The following is an 18,233-nucleotide window of genomic DNA, read 5'->3' as shown; positions in this document are numbered from 1 at the left end:
CCTCACGCAAGCCTGGAATCTTATCCAGACCCTGACATTCAATCACCGAGTATGGGCTTGTCATGAACATTATCATTGGACTCGTGATCACCGCCGGCTGCATCATCGGCAGCTTCATGGCCATGGGCGGCCATCTGGAAGTGCTGTTCCAGCCCTTCGAATTCGTGATCATCGGCGGCGCCGGCCTCGGCGGCTTCATCATGGCGAACCCGATGAAGGTCGTGAAGGACACGGGCAAGGCGATCGGCGAGGCCTTCAAGCAGTCGGTACCCAAGGAGCGCGACTATCTCGACGTGCTCGGCGTGCTCTACTCCCTGATGCGCGACCTGCGCACCAAGTCGCGCAACGAGATCGAGGCCCACATCGACAACCCCGAGGAATCCTCCATCTTCCAGGTGGCTCCTTCGGTTCTCAAGAACAAGGACCTCACCGCCTTCATCTGCGACTATGTCCGCCTCATCATCATCGGCAATGCCCGCAGCCACGAGATCGAGGCGCTGATGGACGAGGAAATGAACACGATGCTTTACGACAAGATGAAGCCGTATCATTCCGTCACCTCGATGGGCGACAGCTTCCCGGCCATCGGTATCGTGGCGGCCGTTCTCGGGGTTATCAAGGCAATGGCGCACATCAACGAACCGCCGGAAGTGCTCGGTCACCTCATCGGCTCGGCGCTCGTCGGCACCTTCCTCGGCATCCTGCTCTCCTACTCCGTGTGCAACCCCATCGTGGCCCAGATCAAGGGCGTGCGCACCAAGCAGCACCGGCTCTACGTCGTGGTGAAGCAGACGCTCCTCGCCTACATGAACGGCTCCGTGCCGCAGGTGGCCCTCGAATACGGCCGCAAGACGATCTCCTCCTACGAACGTCCTTCCATCGACGCCGTTGAACAGGAAATGATGAATCCTGGCGGTGAAAACAAGGCAGCGTGACGACTATGACAGAAGCACCCGCAACCACCTCCGCATCGCGCATGGACCCCGCCCTGCTGGCCCGCCTGACGGGTGGGCTCGGCGACCGACGGACCATCGAGAAGATCTGCGCCGACTTCGGTCAGCTCTATTCCGATTTCCTCCCCGACGTCTTCCACAGCGAGACCCATCTCAACGTGCAGGTGGGCTATGCGGGATGCGAGATGGGGTTGATGAGCGATCTCATCGCGGAAATCGGCGACGATTGCGTGGTGGCCGATGCGTCGCTCCGGAACTGGTGCCCCGGCTTTCTGCTGACCTGCGGCAACGCCTTCGTCATCACACTGATGGAGCACATGCTCGGCGCGACCGCCGACACCATCGAGGAGCCGGTCCAGCGGCCGCTGTCGAAAATCGAGATCGACATGGCCGTGATGGTCTTCGAGAAGATTGCCAGCGTGCTGAAGTCGGGGGTGAATGCGCCCGGCGGTTTCGAGGCGATCATCGAACGTCCCGTCAATGCGGAAGACCGGCCGAAGCCGGCCGAAGACGAGCCGGACCAGTATGCCGCAGCCTTCCGCATGAGCATTGCCCTCGGCCCGGTCGAGACCGAGTTCTCGCTGATCGTGCCGCAGCGCGCTCTCCTGAAGACCACGGTCGTCTTCCCGAAGTCCAAGGGCCAGCAGGGCAAGGCGCAGAAGGAATGGGCCGAGCAGATCGGCGAACAGGTGCGGCGCTCCCAGGTCACTCTCGAAGCGCGAATCAAGCTTCAGACCCTGACCCTGCGCACCATCTCGAAACTGGCCGCCGGCGATGTCATCCCCTTCTTCGATACGGAAGACGTGCATGTGGACGTGAGCGCCAACGGCAAGGAAATGTATGTCTGCGAGTTCGGCAAATCCGGCGCAAACTACATGGTCCGCGTGAAGGACAATGTCAGCAGCGACGATGAAATCCTCCGTCACCTGATGAGCTGAGGCCGTCCTCGCGGGCGAAGGCAGTTTGACGCAAGTTTCAGATGGAATAGTATATTCATGGCTACTCAAAAGAACCCACAGGACTCCGACTTTTCGATGGACGCGATCGGCAGCGATGCCGATCTGGAGAACGCCATCGACGACCTTCGCGGCGTTCTGAAAAACGATGCCGAAGGCACGATGCCCGAGCTCGGCGAATTCGGTGGCGACTTCGGCGCCACCGCGGCCGGCGGGACGGACCTTTCCTCCTTCGGCGGCCAGGATTTCTCCGCGAAGGCCCCCGCAGGTGGCGGCTGGCAGGATGCCAGCCCCAGGACGCAGGCACCCGGCAGCGCGCTGAATTCCAATCTGGACCTGATCATGGATATCCCGATCGACGTCCAGATCGTTCTCGGCACAAGCCGCATGCAGGTTTCGGGCCTTATGAATCTCAACGAGGGCGCGACCATCGCGCTCGACAAGAAGATCGGTGAACCCGTCGACATCATGGTCAACGGGCGTCGGATCGCCCGTGGCGAGATCACGGTAATGGAGAATGACGATACGCGATTTGGCGTCCGGCTGATCGAGGTCATGAGTACAAGAAAAGGCTGATCCCCATGACAGGGACAGCGAGGGTGAAAGACCATGATGGACTTTGACGATTTCGGCGGAAATCTCCCAGACAAGCCGCTTTCGCAGGCCGACAAGGCCGCAGCGGTGCTTCTGGCCATGGGCAAGACCGTTGCCGGCCGGCTGCTGAAATATTTCACGCAGGCAGAGCTGCAGGTCATCATTGCCTCCGCCCAGACCCTCCGCACCATCCCGCCGGACGAACTGGCGCAGCTCGTTGCCGAGTTCGAGGACCTGTTCACCGAAGGTGCCGGCCTGATGGACAACGCGAAGGCCATCGAAAGCATCCTCGAGGAAGGCCTGACCCCCGAAGAAGTCGACGGTCTGCTCGGCCGGCGCGCGGCCTTCCAGGCCTACGAATCCTCCATCTGGGACCGCCTGCAGGACGCCGATCCGGCCTTCGTCGGCAAGTTCCTCGTGCGCGAGCATCCGCAGACCATCGCCTATATCCTGTCCATGCTTCCCTCGTCCTTCGGCGCCAAGGTTCTGCTCCAGCTGCCCGACAGCCGTCGTGCGGACATCATGAACCGTACCGTCAACATGAAGGAAGTGAGCCCGAAGGCCGCGCAGATCATCGAGAACCGCGTCATCGAGCTGATCGGCGAGATCGAGGCAGAGAAGAACTCCATCGGCACCAACAAGGTGGCAGAACTGATGAACGAACTCGACAAGCCGCAGGTCGATACCCTGCTGAGCTCGCTCGAATCGATCAGCAAGGAAGCCGTCAACAAGGTCCGCCCGAAGATCTTCCTCTTCGACGACCTGCTCTACATGCCGCAGCGCAGCCGTGTCATGCTGTTCAACGATATCGCCGGCGATATCGTCACGATGGCACTGCGGGGTGCGCCGAACGAGATCCGCGAAGCCGTGCTCTCCGCCATCAGCCCGCGCGCACGCCGCATGATCGAATCCGACCTCGCCTCCGGGACCCAGGGCGTCAATCCGCGCGAGATCGCGATTGCCCGCCGTGCCGTCGCCCAGGAAGCGATCCGTCTGGCCAACGCAGGCCAGATCGAGCTCAAGGAGAAGGAAGCCGAAAAGTCTCAGGAAGCAGCCTGAGCCGTATCGTCTCTCCTTGGGTGATTCGCATCCCCGAGCCCTTCAGGAAGCCGGCACCCGCATCCCGCGGCGGCCGGCTTCGTTCGTTTCGGGCCTGCCGCGGGCCGCGCGGGCGGGAAAGGAGGCGACCGCCCCCCTTTCCACAGGCCTCGAGGGTTTCCCGTTCCGCCGCTTTCCTTTAGATTGGCCTCATCCATCGCCCGGCCTGCCTGGCCCGGCGCGCTTTATCTGAAGGTCCGGTGCCCATGGCTGACGAACAGGACAAGGACAGCAAGACAGAAGACCCCACAGAGAAAAAGATAAGGGACGCTGCCGAGAAAGGTAACGTCCCGTTCTCCCGTGAGGTCACCGTCTTTGCCTCATCCCTCGCCGTCTATGTCTATCTGGTGTTCTTCCTGCCGGGCCGCATATCGGTGACCGCCGAATCGCTGCGCGACTTTTTCGAGCAGCCCGACCAGTGGAAGCTGGAATCCAGCGTCGACGCGCTGTCGCTCTTCACCAATCTCGGCTGGGCAGCCTCGAGCGTCGTCGCCCCGATCCTCATCCTGCTGATCGTTTTCGGAGTGGGCTCGTCCGTGCTGCAGAACATGCCGACCCCGGTTCTGGAACGAATCAGGCCGCAGATATCCCGCATCTCGCCGATGAAGGGCTGGTCGAGGCTGTTCGGCGTGACGGGGCTCGTGGAATTCGCCAAGGCGATCTTCAAGATCGTGGTGGTGTCGGCCATCATGTTCTTCACGCTGCGCGGCGAGTTCTACAGCTCGATCGACGCGATGTTCTCCGACCCGCAGGTGATCTTCGTGAAGCTTGCGACGGTCATGAAGCACATCATGATCGTTATCCTGCTGTCGACCGCCGTCGTCGCGGCCATCGATTTCTTCTGGACGCGTCATTACTGGTTCACCCAGCTGAAGATGACGAAGCAGGAAGTGAAGGAAGAATTCAAGCAGAGCCAGGGCGATCCGATCGTGAAATCGCGCCAGCGCTCGATAGCTCGCGACCGCGCCCGCCGCCGCATGATCGCCAATGTTCCCCGCGCAACGCTCGTGATTGCCAACCCGACGCACTATGCCGTCGCCCTGCGCTACGTGCGCGAAGAAGATGACGCACCGGTGGTCGTTGCCAAGGGCCAGGACCTTATCGCATTGAAAATTCGCGAGATTGCGGAAGAGAACGGAATTCCCGTCTTCGAAGATCCGCCGCTCGCCCGCTCCATGTTTGCGCAAGTCTCGGTGGATAGCGTCATCCCATCGGTATTTTACAAGGCCGTCGCGGAACTGATTCACAGGGTCTACTCCGCCAAGCCACAGACCAGACGGATCCATTAAGCGAGATGAAGACCTGCGCATTCTCCGCCGCCCGCGAACAGATCATTGCCGAAGCCATCAGCCCCGTCGCGACCGAGCTTCGTCTCGTCGATGCGGCCGACCTGATTTCGATGCTGCGATTCGAGTGTTACGGCAGTCTTGCCGACCTCGTCTCCTCGGCGGCAGAGATGTTCTTCCATCCCGGTACCATCAATTTCGGAGCGGGAGGCGATTACGCCCTCGAATGGAATGGCCGTCCGGAGGTGACGCTTGACCTCGAGATCAAGCCCAAGGGGCTGACGGTCTATGCCCGGCTGCTGCTGAAGGACAAGGAAGCGGGGATCGAGATCAACCATATCGCCTTCCAGGAGCCGTCGGAGGATCCGAACGTCAATACGGCCTTCCTCAAGAAGAGCCTGGAGGACGCCCGCTATACCCGACCGGTAGCCGAGGCTGCCTAACGGCATAACGTCTGGCATGATCTGCCTGCACTCGAGCCGCGCCCGCCAGCGCGGCTTTTTTCATGGCGCGGGAGGCGGTGCGAGATCGCTGCGGCCTGCCCTTTCGGCCAGGAAGGCATGCAGATCTTGTGCGGGCATGGGCGCTCCGAGATGGAAGCCCTGACCGAATTCGATGCCGATCTCCGAGAGAGCCTTCGCCTGCGCCTCGGTCTCGACGCCTTCGCAGACCGTTTCGGCACCCAGCGCCACAGCCATGCGGTCCGTACTCTCGATGATCTGGCGCGCGCGATCCGAGCGGGCGACCGGCTCTGTCAGCACCTTGTCGAGCTTCAGCATGCGAAAGTCGAGCGAGGTCAGGCGCGATACGTTGGAATAGGCCCGTCCGAAATCGTCCACCGCCATCAGGGCGCCGGCGAGCCGGAGGATGCGCAGGTTATCTTCAATCACCTCGGTATCGTGCAGTTCGCCGTCTTCGGTGATCTCCAGGTAAAGGGCTCCGTGCGGCAGGCCGAAATCGTAAAGCAGCGCCGCAACGGCAGGCCCGAACGTCGGGGTCGCAAGAAGGGCCGGTGTCACGTTCACGCACATCGGCACCGCATGTCCGCCGTGGCGAAGCATGTTGTATGTGGCCAGTGCCTGGCGCAGAACGTGCATCGTCAGGGACTGGATGATCTGCCGGCGCACCGCGCTGTCGACGATGTCCATCGCAGGGACCTGGCCGAGGGCCGGGTGGTCCCAGCGCACCAGCGCTTCCACGTACCGGGTTTGCCTGTCCGCCAGCCGCACGACCGGCTGATAGGCAACCGAGAGCAGCCCTTCCGCCACCGCCCGTTCGATGTCGCCATCGAGAATGCGCCGGCGCTCGTAATCGCTGAGCATGTCCGGCACGAAGGTCCGCACGCAGTTTCGCCCCGCACCCTTGGCGCTGTAAAGGGCCACATCGGCCCGCCGCTTCAGGACATCCGGGGTGCCGTCCGCCTCGAGCTGGGCGGCGTGACAGATGCCGGCGCTCGCGGAAACGGAGAGCTTCGGCAGATCCTCCACGTTCTCCCGGGCAATCTCGGCCAGCACGCGCGCGGCAAAGCGTTCCGCCCGCGAGAGATCGCCGGTAAGCAGCACGGCGAATTCGTCGCCTCCGAAGCGGGCAGCCGCATCGTCCTCGCCAAGGCCGGCGCGAAGGATCAGTGCCACATGCCGCAGCAGCGCATCTCCGGCGGCATGCCCATGCTCGTCGTTGACCTTCTTGAAGCCGTCCAGATCGAAGTAGATGACCGAAAAATCCATGAGGCGGCGCCCGAAGCGATCGGCCAGCAGTTCCTCGAAATGAAAGCGGTTGCTGATGCCGGTCAGCTGGTCGGTGCGCAGCAGCCTCTGCTTTTCCGCAACCATCTTGTTCAGCCGGCCATTCAGCCGGCGCGACAGCACCAGCTCCGCCAGCACGTAGAGAATGGCCAGCACGCTCACGGCGCCGAAACCGGTCTGGATCCAGCGCAGCGACTTCACGCTTTCCAGGCTTGTTTCCACGCTCTGGGCCATGCGCATCTGCCGCGCATTCCACGCAAGCTCGCCGAAGACCGTAAGACGCTGGGAATAGCGACGGCGCAGCGCGTCGATTTCGGCGAAGCTCGCGGTATCGCCGTTCCGGAGACGCTGGACACCCCGGTCAAAGGCCGGAAGATCCGCAACGATGTCGGGAATGAGGTTGGGGTCCGGCCGATCCGCGGGCATCGCCTCGCGGAAGGACGGCGTGTTCATGACCGTGGCGCGGCTCCACATCAGGTTGAGCGCCAGATTGACGTCATCCAGGATCACGCCCTGCATGCCCGTGGCGTAAAGCTCGGCAATCTCGAAGAAGCGGTTCACTTCCGTCTCGAAGCGCGCGCTCTCCTCCAGGCGTCCGGAGTAGTGCAGCCGCTGGCTGATGCTCGAGGCGACCTGGCTGAGGCCCATCTCGCTCCACACCAGCATCCCCGCGAGCAGGGCGATGATCACGGGGAAGCGGATGAGCGGCAGCAGGCGACGGAGCGTGTGCCCGGTCATTCGACGATGAGCTCCTTCACCTGCCAGACGCTGCGCGCCTCATAGAGCGCGTCCTTCAGGTCGGCTCGATCGACATTCGGGTAGACGATCCAGGCTGGCCCGCGGTCGCGCACCGAAAGCGGCTTGCCATCCACCCGCGTCGCGGCGATCACGTCGAAATCGGTCATGTCGGACATGGGGATGTCCATCTCGTATCCGTCGAGAGCCTTTGCGACCACCTTGCTGCCTTCGAGGCCGGCCGCCTTCAGGAGATCGCGCACCAGGGGGCCTGAAACCTCCTGCACGGTGCCGGTCCCGCCGGGCAGAACGGCCTTGAAGCGGTGGTTGTCCATCTCGCCAAGCATGGAGGCCGTGACATCGAGCGCATGGCTGCCGTCCTTGCCGTGGATCCTGAAAAGAACATCATCCGCAAGCACGGCGCCCGCCGAATGAATGGCGAAGACAGCGACGGCAAGCAAGGCAAATGCGCGTTTCATGAAACCCTCCAACTCCCGATCCGTCGGGTACTGGACATTGCCTATCATGCACAAAATGAACACCGGCAAAACAGGTATGGAATTAAATGATTTTAGTATGAACAGAGCCTTGAAGGAAAAGGCGCGCCGCAGGGGCCTTCGTCAAGGCAGGGGCGCTTGGAGACCGGGTTTTGCGTTCAATAGAACCGGCCAGAGAGGCTTCAGCTGATGAAGCCGAGGCGAATCGCCTTGGCGATCGCCTGGATGCGGTTCACCGCATCGAGTTTGTCGGTCGCCGAGCCGAGATAGGCATTGACCGTATGCACCGAGAGGCCGAGGTTCTCGGCGATTTCCTCGCTGATGCGGCCGTCCCCGGCCAGTTGCAGGCAGGCGATCTCGCGCTCGCTCAGCGCCTCGGAGGTGTTCTGGCGCCGGTCGTCCAGCGACAGCAGATCGGTCATCAGCTGGCAGGCCTTGCCGTGCAGATCGATGATCGCATCGCCGGTTAGATCGAGATAGGGTGCCGTGAATAGCACATAGCCGTTGCCGACCGCGCCAAGGCGCACCGGAAACGCAATGCCCGAAAAGGGCAGCGTGCGTCCCTTCAGACGGACCGAAAGCAGTGCGAATTCCGGCGCTTCCGCAGTGCTTGCATCATCGCGGCCATTCCACATCAGTGGCAGGAGCGATTGCTCGATGTGCTGCAGCAGCTGCTCGCCGAAGGTTTCGAAGAGCTGCTTGGTGATCGACAGGTTGTTGGGGCCGAAATTCTCGAGTTCGCAGACGAGCTTGCGCTTGTTGACGGCGCCCGAGCCGCCGACCCTCAGAACGGCGAAATGACGGGCATTGATGGATTTCTGCATCAGGACGAGGCGGGGGAAGAGATCGGACCGGCTGGAGAACCGCGACACCCGAAGGGTGGTGACGCCCGCCGCATTGTCCACCCCGTTGTCTTGCGGAAATCCCATGGCTGACCCCTTAAACAAGGTTGTTCCTGACTGCGTAGGCAATAGCTTCGGAGCGGGTCTTTGTCGCCGTCTTGCGCATCACGCTGGTGATATAGTTGTTGATGGTATTGCGCGATATCCCGAGGATAACCGCAATCTCGTCGCTCGTCTTGCCTTCCGCGATCCAGTAGAGGCACTCGATCTCGCGCTCGGTCAGATCGCAATCGCGCTCGCCCTTCTGGACGGAGGCTTCCGCGAAGCTGCGCAGATAGGCCGTCATGAGGCCCACGTCGCGCAGACGGTCAGGCGACAGGATGAAGCCGTCGACATAGATCAGCATCAGGGCAAGGCGCGTGCGACCGACATTGAAATTCACGGTGCAATATTGCCGGCTCGTCTCGGCGGGCAGATCCACCTCGTCGGGGAACAGGGCAAAGTTCGGCTGCAGCAGCGACATGCACTTCTCGAGTTCCGTGCTGCGGGCATAATCGTTGGAAATGACGCCGGAAATGGTGCGGACAAGATCGAACGGCCAGTTCGAGGAAACGACGAAATCGAGGCCCGGGTCCTGAATCAGGTCGCAGCGGATCAGCAGATAGTGGGAAGCGCCCGCATATTCGGCCAGAAGGGCGAGAGCCGCTCCCAGCTGGACCGGCTTGGTCATGCCTGCCAGGCGCGTGATGACCTGCGTGCGGGTCGGCGCCTTCTGGGTGGCACCGCGCCCTGTCTGCGCCCTGCCTCGTGCTGCCTGCTCAGCCTGCAAAATCTCCATCTCCATTCAAGTGCCCCCTCACCGCCCTCGGGAATGCCCCTTCCCCGCACCGGCCGGCTCGAATTCGATGTAATAAAGCAGTGACAACCAATTGCCTGAATATGGAAGAACTGCATAACCAGCAGACCGATACGCAACTCTCGCCTACGGGGACAGGCAGGGCAACGCGCACCGCGACGGCTGATTTTCTGTTACCACGAAGCAGTCGCCCACCAATCCGTCTTGGGAGAATAGTCCAGACCACGATTCGCGGCAACATCCTTTAGCTAAAATTCATTGCCTATTTTAGTATTAAGGACGCAGCAGCAAAAGGTTTTGCGCAATGCAATAGATATGCAGGGAATGGTATTCAGTTCATCCATGATGAGTTTCGAAATGGAATAAACGTGGCAGCCTATTTCTGCGGCACTGAACACAGAAAGACGCGCGCAATACAATTGGACAAAAACAGAAATTCTCGCAAATTGAGCATATGTTAATGCCAATACCAAATGCTGCAAACAAGGTTTAACCATCTGTAAATCTTCGGAAAAACCGAGACACTTTCAGAGAATTACGATCATAAACCCTTTGTATTTCACGGGAGGGGTGGCCCCGTGCAGCCTTCCCCGGCACTGTTGATCCGGAACGGGCCAGCAGCACCTGCGCTGTGCTTGCGCATCGCGGGACGAGACAGCGCACAGTGCGGCGGTAGGCTTTGCGAAACACAGTAACGGCCAGGGGCTGCGAGGCCGTGGCCCAGAATGGGAAAAGGCCGCTTACGCGGCCTTTTCTGCTGCCCATTTGCGGAGGATCTTCGCGGCGCGTTCCTCGCTGATCTCGACCATGCGGGCGAGCCGCTTCTCGGGACCTTCCTTGACCTTCCGGTTGAAGGCATCGCCGTCGTCCAGGCCAAGCACCTCGTCGGCGCTGTCGAAGCCGAAGTCCGAACCGAAGCCGTCCATGAGCCCGCCCCCGGCATTCCCCATGTTGGGGGTAAAGTCCGGCAGTTCCAGCGTGGTCTCCTCGCCCTCGGCACCCACGGTGGCCGGCGGCGTGGCGCTGACGGCGCGGACGATCGGGCGGACACCCATCCAGATGATGATGAAGGCGACACCCAGGAAGGCAAGCGAGTTGATGATGCCGGCGAGGTTACGGCTCAGCATGTCCATGACGCCCGGTCCGGTGGCGGCCTCGTCGAGCAGCTGTTCGTCCAGGAAGTCCATGGCAGTGACGGTCACCACGTCGCCGCGGTTCTTGTCGAGGCCGGCAGCGGAGCTGACGATCTTCTGCATCTCCGCGAGATACGCATCGATCTTGGCCTGATCGGCCGGCTCGCCGACCATCTTGGCAAGACGGCCCTTGTTGACAACGACGGCGACGGAGAGTTTCTCGACGCGGAAGCTGTTGCGGGTCGTGGCGATGGTCTTGCTGTTGATCTCGTAGTTGGTCTGCTCTTCCTTCTTGTCCTGCTGGTCGGACGATTCCGGTCCGCCGCCGCCGCTTGCGGGCGCGCCCTGGGGCACGTTCTGCTCGACGGTGGTGGCGTTGTCGGACTGCTTCGACTGGGACTTCTGCGCTTCCTTGGTGATGCGGACGGAGCGCTCCACGCGCGATTCCGGATCGTAGGTGGTTTCCTGGATCTGCTGCAGGTCCGTGTTCAGCTGCGCCGTCACGCTGGAGCGGAAGTTGTCCATGCCGAGGAAGGGTGCCAGCGCCTTGTCGATGTTGGTTTCGACCTCTTCCTGCACCTGCTGGACCACGCCGAGGTTCTTGGCGATCGTGCCGTTTCCGCCTTCCTCACCGGAGGCGAGAAGCTGCCCGGTCGAATCGAGCACGGTCACGTCGTCGGCCTCGAGGCCGGGGACCGCGGAAGCGACCAGGTGGCGGATGGACGGAGCAGCCTTGCGGCCGGCCTGGCTCGTTGCACGAATCATTACCGAGGCAGTCGGCTTCTGTTCGCCGCGGCGGAAATTGCCGACGTCGGGCAGAACGATATGAACCCGGGCTGCGGAAATACCCTGGATGGTCTGGATCGTGCGGGCGATCTCACCTTCCAGGGCGCGCACGCGGGTCACTTCCTGCATGAAGGACGTGAGGCCGAGGGAGCCGACATTGTCGAAAAGTTCATAACCGGCATTCGAGCTGTTCGGCAGGCCCTTCTCGGCGAGAAGAAGACGCGCACGACCCGTGGTTCCGGCAGCGACCTGAATGCTGGTGCCATCGGTCCCGACCTGGAAATCCATGTTTGCTTCGGAAAGCGCCACGCTGATCTGATTGAGATCGGTGGTTTCCAGCCCCACATAAAGCGTTTCATAGGCTGGCTTGTTGACGTAGAACCCGGCGAAAAGCACGAGGGCGATGGAAACGATGCCCACGCCTATCAGTGCCATCAGCTTGGCCTGTCCCAGCCCCGCTAGGTTCTTTGAAACCTGAATTAATTGATTTAACAGATTCATTCTGTCCCGCACCGTCAATCAGAGGGAATATTCCCGTGACACTGTGTCGGACATTAGGAATCGAAGCTTGCGCGAACGTTTCGCGGAGCGCGTGCACCACAGCCAGGGCGCGGAAGCGAAACGGGGCAGAACCCAGCGGTTCCGCCCCGTTTTCATGCCATGTCCGAGCCGTTCGGCTCAGAAGAAATCGAAATCGCCGGCTGCCTTGCTCAACGGCTGCGAGTGACCGTGCCGTATGCCTCCGGCGAGCGCCTTCTGCATGTCGGCCAGCTTCACCAGGCTGACAGCCGTGCTGACATCCACCATCCAGTCATCGGAAATGCCGCTCGTGACGGTGTCGATGAATTCCGCCAGGCCCCGCGTCTTCTGCACGGCCAGATCGATGCCCTGAAGGACCTTCATGCAATCTGCAGACTGTACCGCGACCTCATCCACGAGGTCGAGGAGTTGTGGCTCGATGCGCTCGATCAGATACGCCACATCGTGCAGTTCCGAGACAATGCGCATCAGAACTTCAGGCAATGCCTCATCCATGCTCTGCTCCATTTTATGCTCCGGCGAACCCATGTGCTCGGCTTTCAAAAGAACTCGATACTGCTTTCGACCGGCTTGGAAACCGGTACGGGGCGCTGCTCCTGCACGACGGTCTTCTGGGTCTCGGCACCCGTGAGCGGATACTGCCGGGCCCGGCCGCTGACCGGCCAGAACTCCAGCTTGCGGCCGAACTCGCCGCCCGTACTCTTGCCCACGATCGGGATTCCTTCGTCGCGGAGAAACTGCTCCGCGAAGAGGGCGTTCTGTTCGCCGACATTCGAGAATGTCGCGATTGTCTTGGCGCCGCCGAAGATCTTCGCTTCGAGCCTGTCGCGCCGCGCGCCCTGCTTGAGCAGCCCGTTGATGAGCAGCTCCATCAGGTGCACGCCGTACCGTGTTGCGTCTCCTCCTCCAGCCATCGAGGTGGCGGAACCCGGCAACAGAAAATGATTCATGCCACCGACCCCGGCAACGGGATCGCGCATGCACGCCGCGACGCAGGACCCAAGGATGGTCGTCAGGACCACGTCAGGATCTTTAGAGACCTTGTATTCGCCCTGAATGATGTTGACCCTCTTGGGTAACCCTGCGTTCGTCATTTCAAGGCTCCAAACACGGCTTCGATGGCCGCCTTCATCTTCTCGATGGTGAAGGGTTTTGCCAGAACGTTGTTCGCCCCGAGCTGTGCCGCCTTCTGCACCAGCGCACGGTCGCCCTGCGCGGTGAGGATGATGAAGGCGGCCTTCTTCGTCGTCGGATTGGATCGCACGGCCTGCAGCAGGCCTATGCCGTCCATCTTCGGCATGTTGAAGTCGGAAATGACGAGATGATGGGGCTGCTGCTCCATGATCTTCATCCCCTGCTCTCCATCGCCGGCGGCGGTGATCTGCTTGAAGCCAAGCTGCGTCAGTGCATCGCTCAGAAGCAGGCGGCTGGTAACCTGATCGTCGACGATCAGAACTTTGATTTTCTCGGCCAGAGACATTTTATTCGCTCCCTTCTTTTCGGGCGGCTGTGATTTTCAGTATTTCTTCCCCGATAGCCCCAAGCGGGAGTTGCTGTTCCACGGCGCCCAGTTCGTAGGCGACGCGCGGCATCCCGTAGACAACGCAGGTTTTTTCGTTCTGCCCAAGCGTGCGCGCACCGGCGTGGCGCATCTTGAGCAATCCCGCAGCACCGTCCCGTCCCATGCCCGTCAGGATCACTCCCACGGCATTGCGACCGGCAAGCTCCGCCACCGAATCGAACAGGACGTCGACGGACGGCCTGTGGCCGTTCACCGGGTCCCGCTCCACAAGGCGGCAGCAGGGCGCTGCAGAATTGGTGACTTGCAAGTGGCGTTCGCCACCGGGTGCAAGATAGATTTTCCCGACCTCGAGCCGCGCGCCGTCCGTTGCCTCCTGGACGACGGGGCGGCAAAGCCGGTTGAGCCGCTCGGCAAAACTGCGGGTAAAGGTGGGCGGCATATGCTGCGTGATCACCGTCGGCGGGCAGTTCTCCGGAAAGTTCTGAAGCACGGTGATGAGGGCCTCGACACCGCCGGTGGACGAACCGATCGCCACGATCTTGCGCCCTACCCGATAGTTCGCGGCCGCCGATACCGGTGCCACGGGCGCAGCCGACATCGCCGTTCCCGGACGACCGGCAGACCGCTCGCGCATGGAGCGGGCCGCAGCCTTCACCTTCTCGGCGAGATCGACGAAGGGGCGGGTGTCGCCCGGCACGGGCTTGCCGACACAATCGAAGGCGCCGATTTCCAGCGCGGCCAGCGTGGCTTCCGCCCCGCGATGGGTAAGGCTCGAGACCATGATAACGGGCATGGGCCTCAGCCGCATGATCCGTTCGAGAAAGTCGAGGCCGTTCATGTTGGGCATTTCGATGTCGAGGGTCACGACATCGGGGTTGAGCTGCTTGATTGCCTCGCGGGCCTCAAGCGCATCGCCGGCCTGGCCGACAACGGACACTTCCGGATCGGACCGCAGCACGGCGGTGATCAGACCGCGCATGGTGGGGGAGTCATCGACGACGAGGACGCGTGCGGGAGCCATCAGCGTTTGCCTCCCTTGCCCAGATACCGGTAGGTCGTGATTCCGATATTGTCGAAGTAGTCCTTGCTGTCGCCCGCGACCCTCTCGGAGTGACCGATATAGAGGTGACCGCCAACGGGCAGGTGCTCGGCGAAGCGCGACCAGATGCGGATCTGCGTCGGTTCGTCGAAATAGATCACGACGTTGCGGCAGAAGATGACGTCGAACGGCCCCTTGAAGGGCCAGTTGCCGAGGAGGTTCAGCTCGTTGAAGGTAATCAGCCGCTTGAGCTTGTCGTCGACCTGCCACTTGTGACGGCCGTTCACCTGCACCTCGGAGAACCACTGCTTGCGCATGGCGGGCGCAACGGTTTCCAGCGCGGCCTCGTCATAGGCGCCGGCGCGTGCCAGAGCCAGGATCTTGGGGTCGATATCGGTGGCGAGGATCTTGAAGTCGTAATCGGCCGCGTTCGGCAGGACCGAGAGCACGGTAAGCGCGATCGAATAGGGCTCCTGCCCGTCGGAACAGGCCGCAGACCAGATGCGCACCCGCCCCCCCGCCTTGGCACGGGCCACTAGATCGGGAAGAACCTCGTTCTTCAGGTGTTCGAAATGGTGGTTTTCCCGGAAGAAGCGGGTGAAGTTCGTCGTCAGGAAGGAGAGCATCTCCTTGCGCTCGGCCGCACCCTGAGGTGAGGACACGAGCTCGCAATACTCGCGGAAGCCCGACAGCCCGAGCTGGCGGATATGCTTCGAAAGCCGTGAATAGACCAGCGACGCCTTGGAGTCGTTGAGGAATATTCCGGCATCGGAATAGATCATGGACGCGATCTGCGAGAGATCGCGGCGCGTGAGGGGATATTCCCCGCTCGCCATGACCTCGTCGGGGTTCTGCCTCAGATCGCTCATGCTCAATGCACTCATGCAGCCTCGCTCTCGGTATCGGCAAACAGCGCTTCCAGTTCGATCAGACAGATCATCCGCTTCTCGATCGCCAGGATGCCCCGGGCGAACTGGCGTTCCAGTTCGGACGAGACTTCCGGCGTCGGCTGGATGTTCTCGTCCGTGACAGTCAGGATGTCGGACACGGCATCCACCAGCAGGCCGACGACCTTGGTCTTCACCTGTGCGACGATGATCACGTGCCGCGCCGTCGGTTCGGCCGGCTTCATTCCGAGCCGGGCCGACAGGTCGAGGATCGGCAGGACGGCGCCGCGAAGGTTGATCACGCCCATCATGTAGGAGGGGGAATGGGGCAGCGCCGTCGCCGGCGTCCAGCCGCGGATTTCCCGGACCGACATGATATTCACGCAGAATTCCTGATCGCCAATGCGGAAGGCGATCAGTTCGCGACTCCCCTGGTGCAGATTCTTTGCTGTGTACGACATGACTTTATCCAGCTGATGCGAATGCCATTTCAGGTTTCAGGGACTGACCGCGCGATGCGGCGACCACCGCATCGACATCGAGGATGAGCGCCACGCGTCCGTCACCCAGAATGGTGGCGGCGGCGATGCCCGGGACATGGGTGTAGTTGGCTTCGAGGCTCTTGATGACCACCTGGCGCTGGCCCTGGATCGCATCGACCATCAGGGCGCGCTGGCCGCCGCCTTCCGATTCCACCAGCAGCGCCACGCCCTCGACGGGGTTGGCCTGGGTGGCGCGGAAGTTCAGGATCCGGCCGACATCCACCAGCGGGCAGAAGGAGTTGCGGATCGAGATCAGGCGCTGGTTGGCACCGAAGGAATGGATCGCGGAGGCTTCCGGCTGCAGCGTCTCGACGATGGCCGTCAGCGGCACGACCAGTGTCTGGCCGGCCACGGTGACCACCATGCCGTCGAGAACGGCGAGCGTCAGCGGAAGGCTCATCGTGAAGACGGAGCCCTGCCCCGGCTTCGAGGAAATGTTGATGCGGCCGCCGAGCGCCTGGATCGAGCGCTTCACCACGTCCATGCCCACGCCACGGCCGGAGATGTCGGACAGCTTTTCGGCGGTCGAGAAGCCCGGCAGGAAGATCAGGTTGTCGATTTCCTCGTCGGACAGGTTGGCATCGGCATTGATCAGATCGTTGTCGATGGCCTTCTGGCGCACGCGTTCGCTGTTGATGCCCGCGCCGTCGTCGGCCAGTTCGATGAGGATGCGCCCCGAACGGTGCTTTGCGGTTAGGCGGACGGTCCCTTCCGGATTCTTGCCGATCGCGGCGCGCTTCTCGGGCGTTTCGATCCCGTGGTCCACGGCATTGCGGATCATGTGGGTGAGCGGCTCGGCCAGCTTGTCGATGACCGTCTTGTCCACCTCGGTGTTCTCACCCTCGGTGATGAGCCGGATGGACTTGCCCGTCATGTCGGCGATTTCGCGGACGATTCGCGACATGCGCTGGAAGACCGGTTTCACCGGCTGCGCGCGGATCGCCATCACGCTGTCCTGGATCTCTCGGGTGAGCTGCTGCAGCTCCTCGAGACCCATGTTGATGGAGGAAGCGCCGTTGTTGTCGTTCTCGATGACGCTCTGCGAGAGCATCGCCTGGTTGATGACAAGCTCGCCGACCAGGTTGATCAGGCGATCGACGCGGTCGAGATCGACGCGGATCGTCTGGGCCATGCCGGCCGCGCTGTTGGCGGCGGCCTGGGCGGCTGCGTTCGCGGCGGCAGGAGCGGGTGCGGCGGCCTCCTTCTTTTCGGCCTTGGCGGCAACAGCGGTGTTCACCGCCTCCATGACGGCGGTCGCAGTCTTGGCGGCAGCAACGGTTTCGGCGGCGGGCGACGCTGCGGGCGCAGGCTCCGCCTTCGGTTCCGGAGCGGCCGGTTCATCATCCAGGATCGACAGGTCGAAGGGAACCGGCACCATCGGCTGGTCTTCGCTGACCGCGGCAACCTCGGTCAGCGGCTTGACCTGCAGGTCGCAATCCCATTCGGCGAATTCGAACATGGTGCGGATCGCGTCCTCACCCTTGTCGGTGGCGATGGAGATCACCCAGTGGAAGTAGGCGGCTTCCGGGTCCAGCTTGTCGAGCGTCGGCAGGCTGTCCGTGTTGCAATAGATGGTCATTTCCCCCAGGCGGGAGAGGTCGCGCAGAAGCAGCGTCGCGTCGTTGCCCTTGGCGTAGAGATCGGAACGGGGCTTGAAGGTGACCTCGAAGTTCGGGGCATCCTTTTCCTCGTCGGCAGAGGCGGGGAAATCGTCAAAGGAGAAGGGGATCGGCTGGAAGCCGCTCGGATCGGTCGGTGCGGGCGCGGCGGCGGCCGGGGCCGCAGCCGGTGCTGCGGCGGCAGGCGCATCGGGAGCAGCGTGGGAGAGCGGCTGTCCGTTTGCGAGTGCTTCGAGTTCCTTCACCAGCGCCCGGCTGCGCGATTCGTCGACGCTGCCGCCGTCACGGGCAGCATTCGTCAGGTCGGCCAGCACGTCGGCCGACTTCAGCATCACCTTCAGCACATCCTGCGTCGGCTCCAGCTTGTTGGAGCGCACGCAGTCCAGCGTCGTTTCGAAAACATGGGCAAAGGCAACCAGATCGTCCAGACCGAAAGCCCCTGCTCCGCCCTTTATGGAGTGAACGGCGCGAAAAACGGCATTGACCGTTTCCGGATCACGATCACCGTCATTCAACTTCAGAAGACCGGATTCCAGTTCGGCGAGCTGTTCCTCGCATTCCTGGAAAAAGATCTCTTTGATTTCGTTCATATCCATAGGAGAA

General features: G+C 61.9%; 18 protein-coding genes. 6 read left to right on the top strand and 12 right to left on the bottom strand.

Annotated elements, in window-relative coordinates; translation table 11 throughout:
• The first annotated feature begins 62 nt into the window (after positions 1–62).
• The 6 genes from motA (at position 63) to GGR23_RS06440 (ending at position 5,330) form a co-directional block, all read left to right on the top strand.
• A complete protein-coding gene (gene motA, locus GGR23_RS06465; protein WP_183365348.1) occupies positions 63–935 on the top strand; it encodes a flagellar motor stator protein MotA in 873 nt (290 codons plus the stop codon).
• 5 nt (positions 936–940) lie between these two features.
• Entirely contained in the window at positions 941–1,891 is a 951-nt protein-coding gene (locus tag GGR23_RS06460) for a FliM/FliN family flagellar motor switch protein (protein WP_183365770.1), read from the top strand.
• A 57-nt stretch (positions 1,892–1,948) separates the two neighbouring features.
• Entirely contained in the window at positions 1,949–2,485 is a 537-nt protein-coding gene (fliN, locus tag GGR23_RS06455) for a flagellar motor switch protein FliN (protein ID WP_183365347.1), read from the top strand.
• A gap of 33 nt (positions 2,486–2,518) precedes the next feature.
• Positions 2,519–3,562, top strand: a complete 1,044-nt coding sequence (fliG, locus tag GGR23_RS06450; protein ID WP_183365346.1) for a flagellar motor switch protein FliG — start codon at positions 2,519–2,521, stop codon at positions 3,560–3,562.
• A 245-nt stretch (positions 3,563–3,807) separates the two neighbouring features.
• On the top strand, positions 3,808–4,890 hold the full coding sequence (gene flhB / locus GGR23_RS06445; RefSeq protein WP_183365345.1) for a flagellar biosynthesis protein FlhB: 1,083 nt from the start codon (positions 3,808–3,810) through the stop codon (positions 4,888–4,890).
• Between the two features lie 5 nt (positions 4,891–4,895).
• Positions 4,896–5,330, top strand: coding sequence for a hypothetical protein (locus GGR23_RS06440; RefSeq protein WP_183365344.1), 435 nt, complete (start codon positions 4,896–4,898; stop codon positions 5,328–5,330).
• A 60-nt stretch (positions 5,331–5,390) separates the two neighbouring features.
• Here the strand turns inward: GGR23_RS06440 and GGR23_RS06435 are convergent, their stop codons facing one another.
• The 12 genes from GGR23_RS06435 to GGR23_RS06380 form a co-directional block, all read right to left on the bottom strand.
• Positions 5,391–7,370, bottom strand: a complete 1,980-nt coding sequence (locus tag GGR23_RS06435) for a putative bifunctional diguanylate cyclase/phosphodiesterase (RefSeq protein WP_183365343.1) — start codon at positions 7,368–7,370, stop codon at positions 5,391–5,393.
• A complete protein-coding gene (locus tag GGR23_RS06430; protein WP_183365342.1) occupies positions 7,367–7,846 on the bottom strand; it encodes a putative pterin-binding protein in 480 nt (159 codons plus the stop codon). Before GGR23_RS06430 ends, GGR23_RS06435 begins: the two co-directional genes overlap by 4 nt.
• Before the next feature lie 200 nt (positions 7,847–8,046).
• A complete protein-coding gene (gene visR, locus GGR23_RS06425; RefSeq protein ID WP_183365341.1) occupies positions 8,047–8,793 on the bottom strand; it encodes a transcriptional regulator VisR in 747 nt (248 codons plus the stop codon).
• Positions 8,794–8,803: 10 nt separating this feature from the next.
• Positions 8,804–9,550, bottom strand: coding sequence for a transcriptional regulator VisN (visN, locus tag GGR23_RS06420; RefSeq protein ID WP_183365340.1), 747 nt, complete (start codon positions 9,548–9,550; stop codon positions 8,804–8,806).
• 752 nt (positions 9,551–10,302) lie between these two features.
• Complete coding sequence (gene fliF / locus GGR23_RS06415) at positions 10,303–11,982, bottom strand: flagellar basal-body MS-ring/collar protein FliF (RefSeq protein WP_183365339.1); 1,680 nt, start codon at positions 11,980–11,982, stop codon at positions 10,303–10,305.
• A gap of 177 nt (positions 11,983–12,159) precedes the next feature.
• Complete coding sequence (gene cheT / locus GGR23_RS06410; protein ID WP_183365338.1) at positions 12,160–12,549, bottom strand: chemotaxis protein CheT; 390 nt, start codon at positions 12,547–12,549, stop codon at positions 12,160–12,162.
• 11 nt (positions 12,550–12,560) lie between these two features.
• Complete coding sequence (cheD, locus tag GGR23_RS06405) at positions 12,561–13,115, bottom strand: chemoreceptor glutamine deamidase CheD (protein WP_183365337.1); 555 nt, start codon at positions 13,113–13,115, stop codon at positions 12,561–12,563.
• Positions 13,112–13,501, bottom strand: coding sequence for a response regulator (locus GGR23_RS06400; protein WP_183365336.1), 390 nt, complete (start codon positions 13,499–13,501; stop codon positions 13,112–13,114). Before GGR23_RS06400 ends, cheD begins: the two co-directional genes overlap by 4 nt.
• A 1-nt stretch (position 13,502) precedes the next feature.
• Positions 13,503–14,567, bottom strand: coding sequence for a protein-glutamate O-methylesterase CheB (cheB, locus tag GGR23_RS06395; protein WP_183365769.1), 1,065 nt, complete (start codon positions 14,565–14,567; stop codon positions 13,503–13,505).
• Positions 14,564–15,466, bottom strand: a complete 903-nt coding sequence (locus GGR23_RS06390; RefSeq protein WP_183365335.1) for a protein-glutamate O-methyltransferase — start codon at positions 15,464–15,466, stop codon at positions 14,564–14,566. The genes cheB and GGR23_RS06390 overlap by 4 nt, the downstream gene beginning before the upstream one ends.
• Positions 15,463–15,930, bottom strand: a complete 468-nt coding sequence (locus GGR23_RS06385; protein WP_183365334.1) for a chemotaxis protein CheW — start codon at positions 15,928–15,930, stop codon at positions 15,463–15,465. The genes GGR23_RS06390 and GGR23_RS06385 overlap by 4 nt, the downstream gene beginning before the upstream one ends.
• 4 nt (positions 15,931–15,934) lie before the next feature.
• The gene (locus GGR23_RS06380; RefSeq protein WP_183365333.1) at positions 15,935–18,226 is read right to left on the bottom strand and encodes a chemotaxis protein CheA; all 2,292 of its coding nucleotides are present in this window, start codon (positions 18,224–18,226) and stop codon (positions 15,935–15,937) included.
• Positions 18,227–18,233: the final 7 nt, after the last annotated feature.

The organism is Gellertiella hungarica, from assembly GCF_014197145.1.
Classification (GTDB): domain Bacteria; phylum Pseudomonadota; class Alphaproteobacteria; order Rhizobiales; family Rhizobiaceae; genus Gellertiella; species Gellertiella hungarica.
This window is presented reverse-complemented; position numbering and strand designations above follow the sequence as displayed.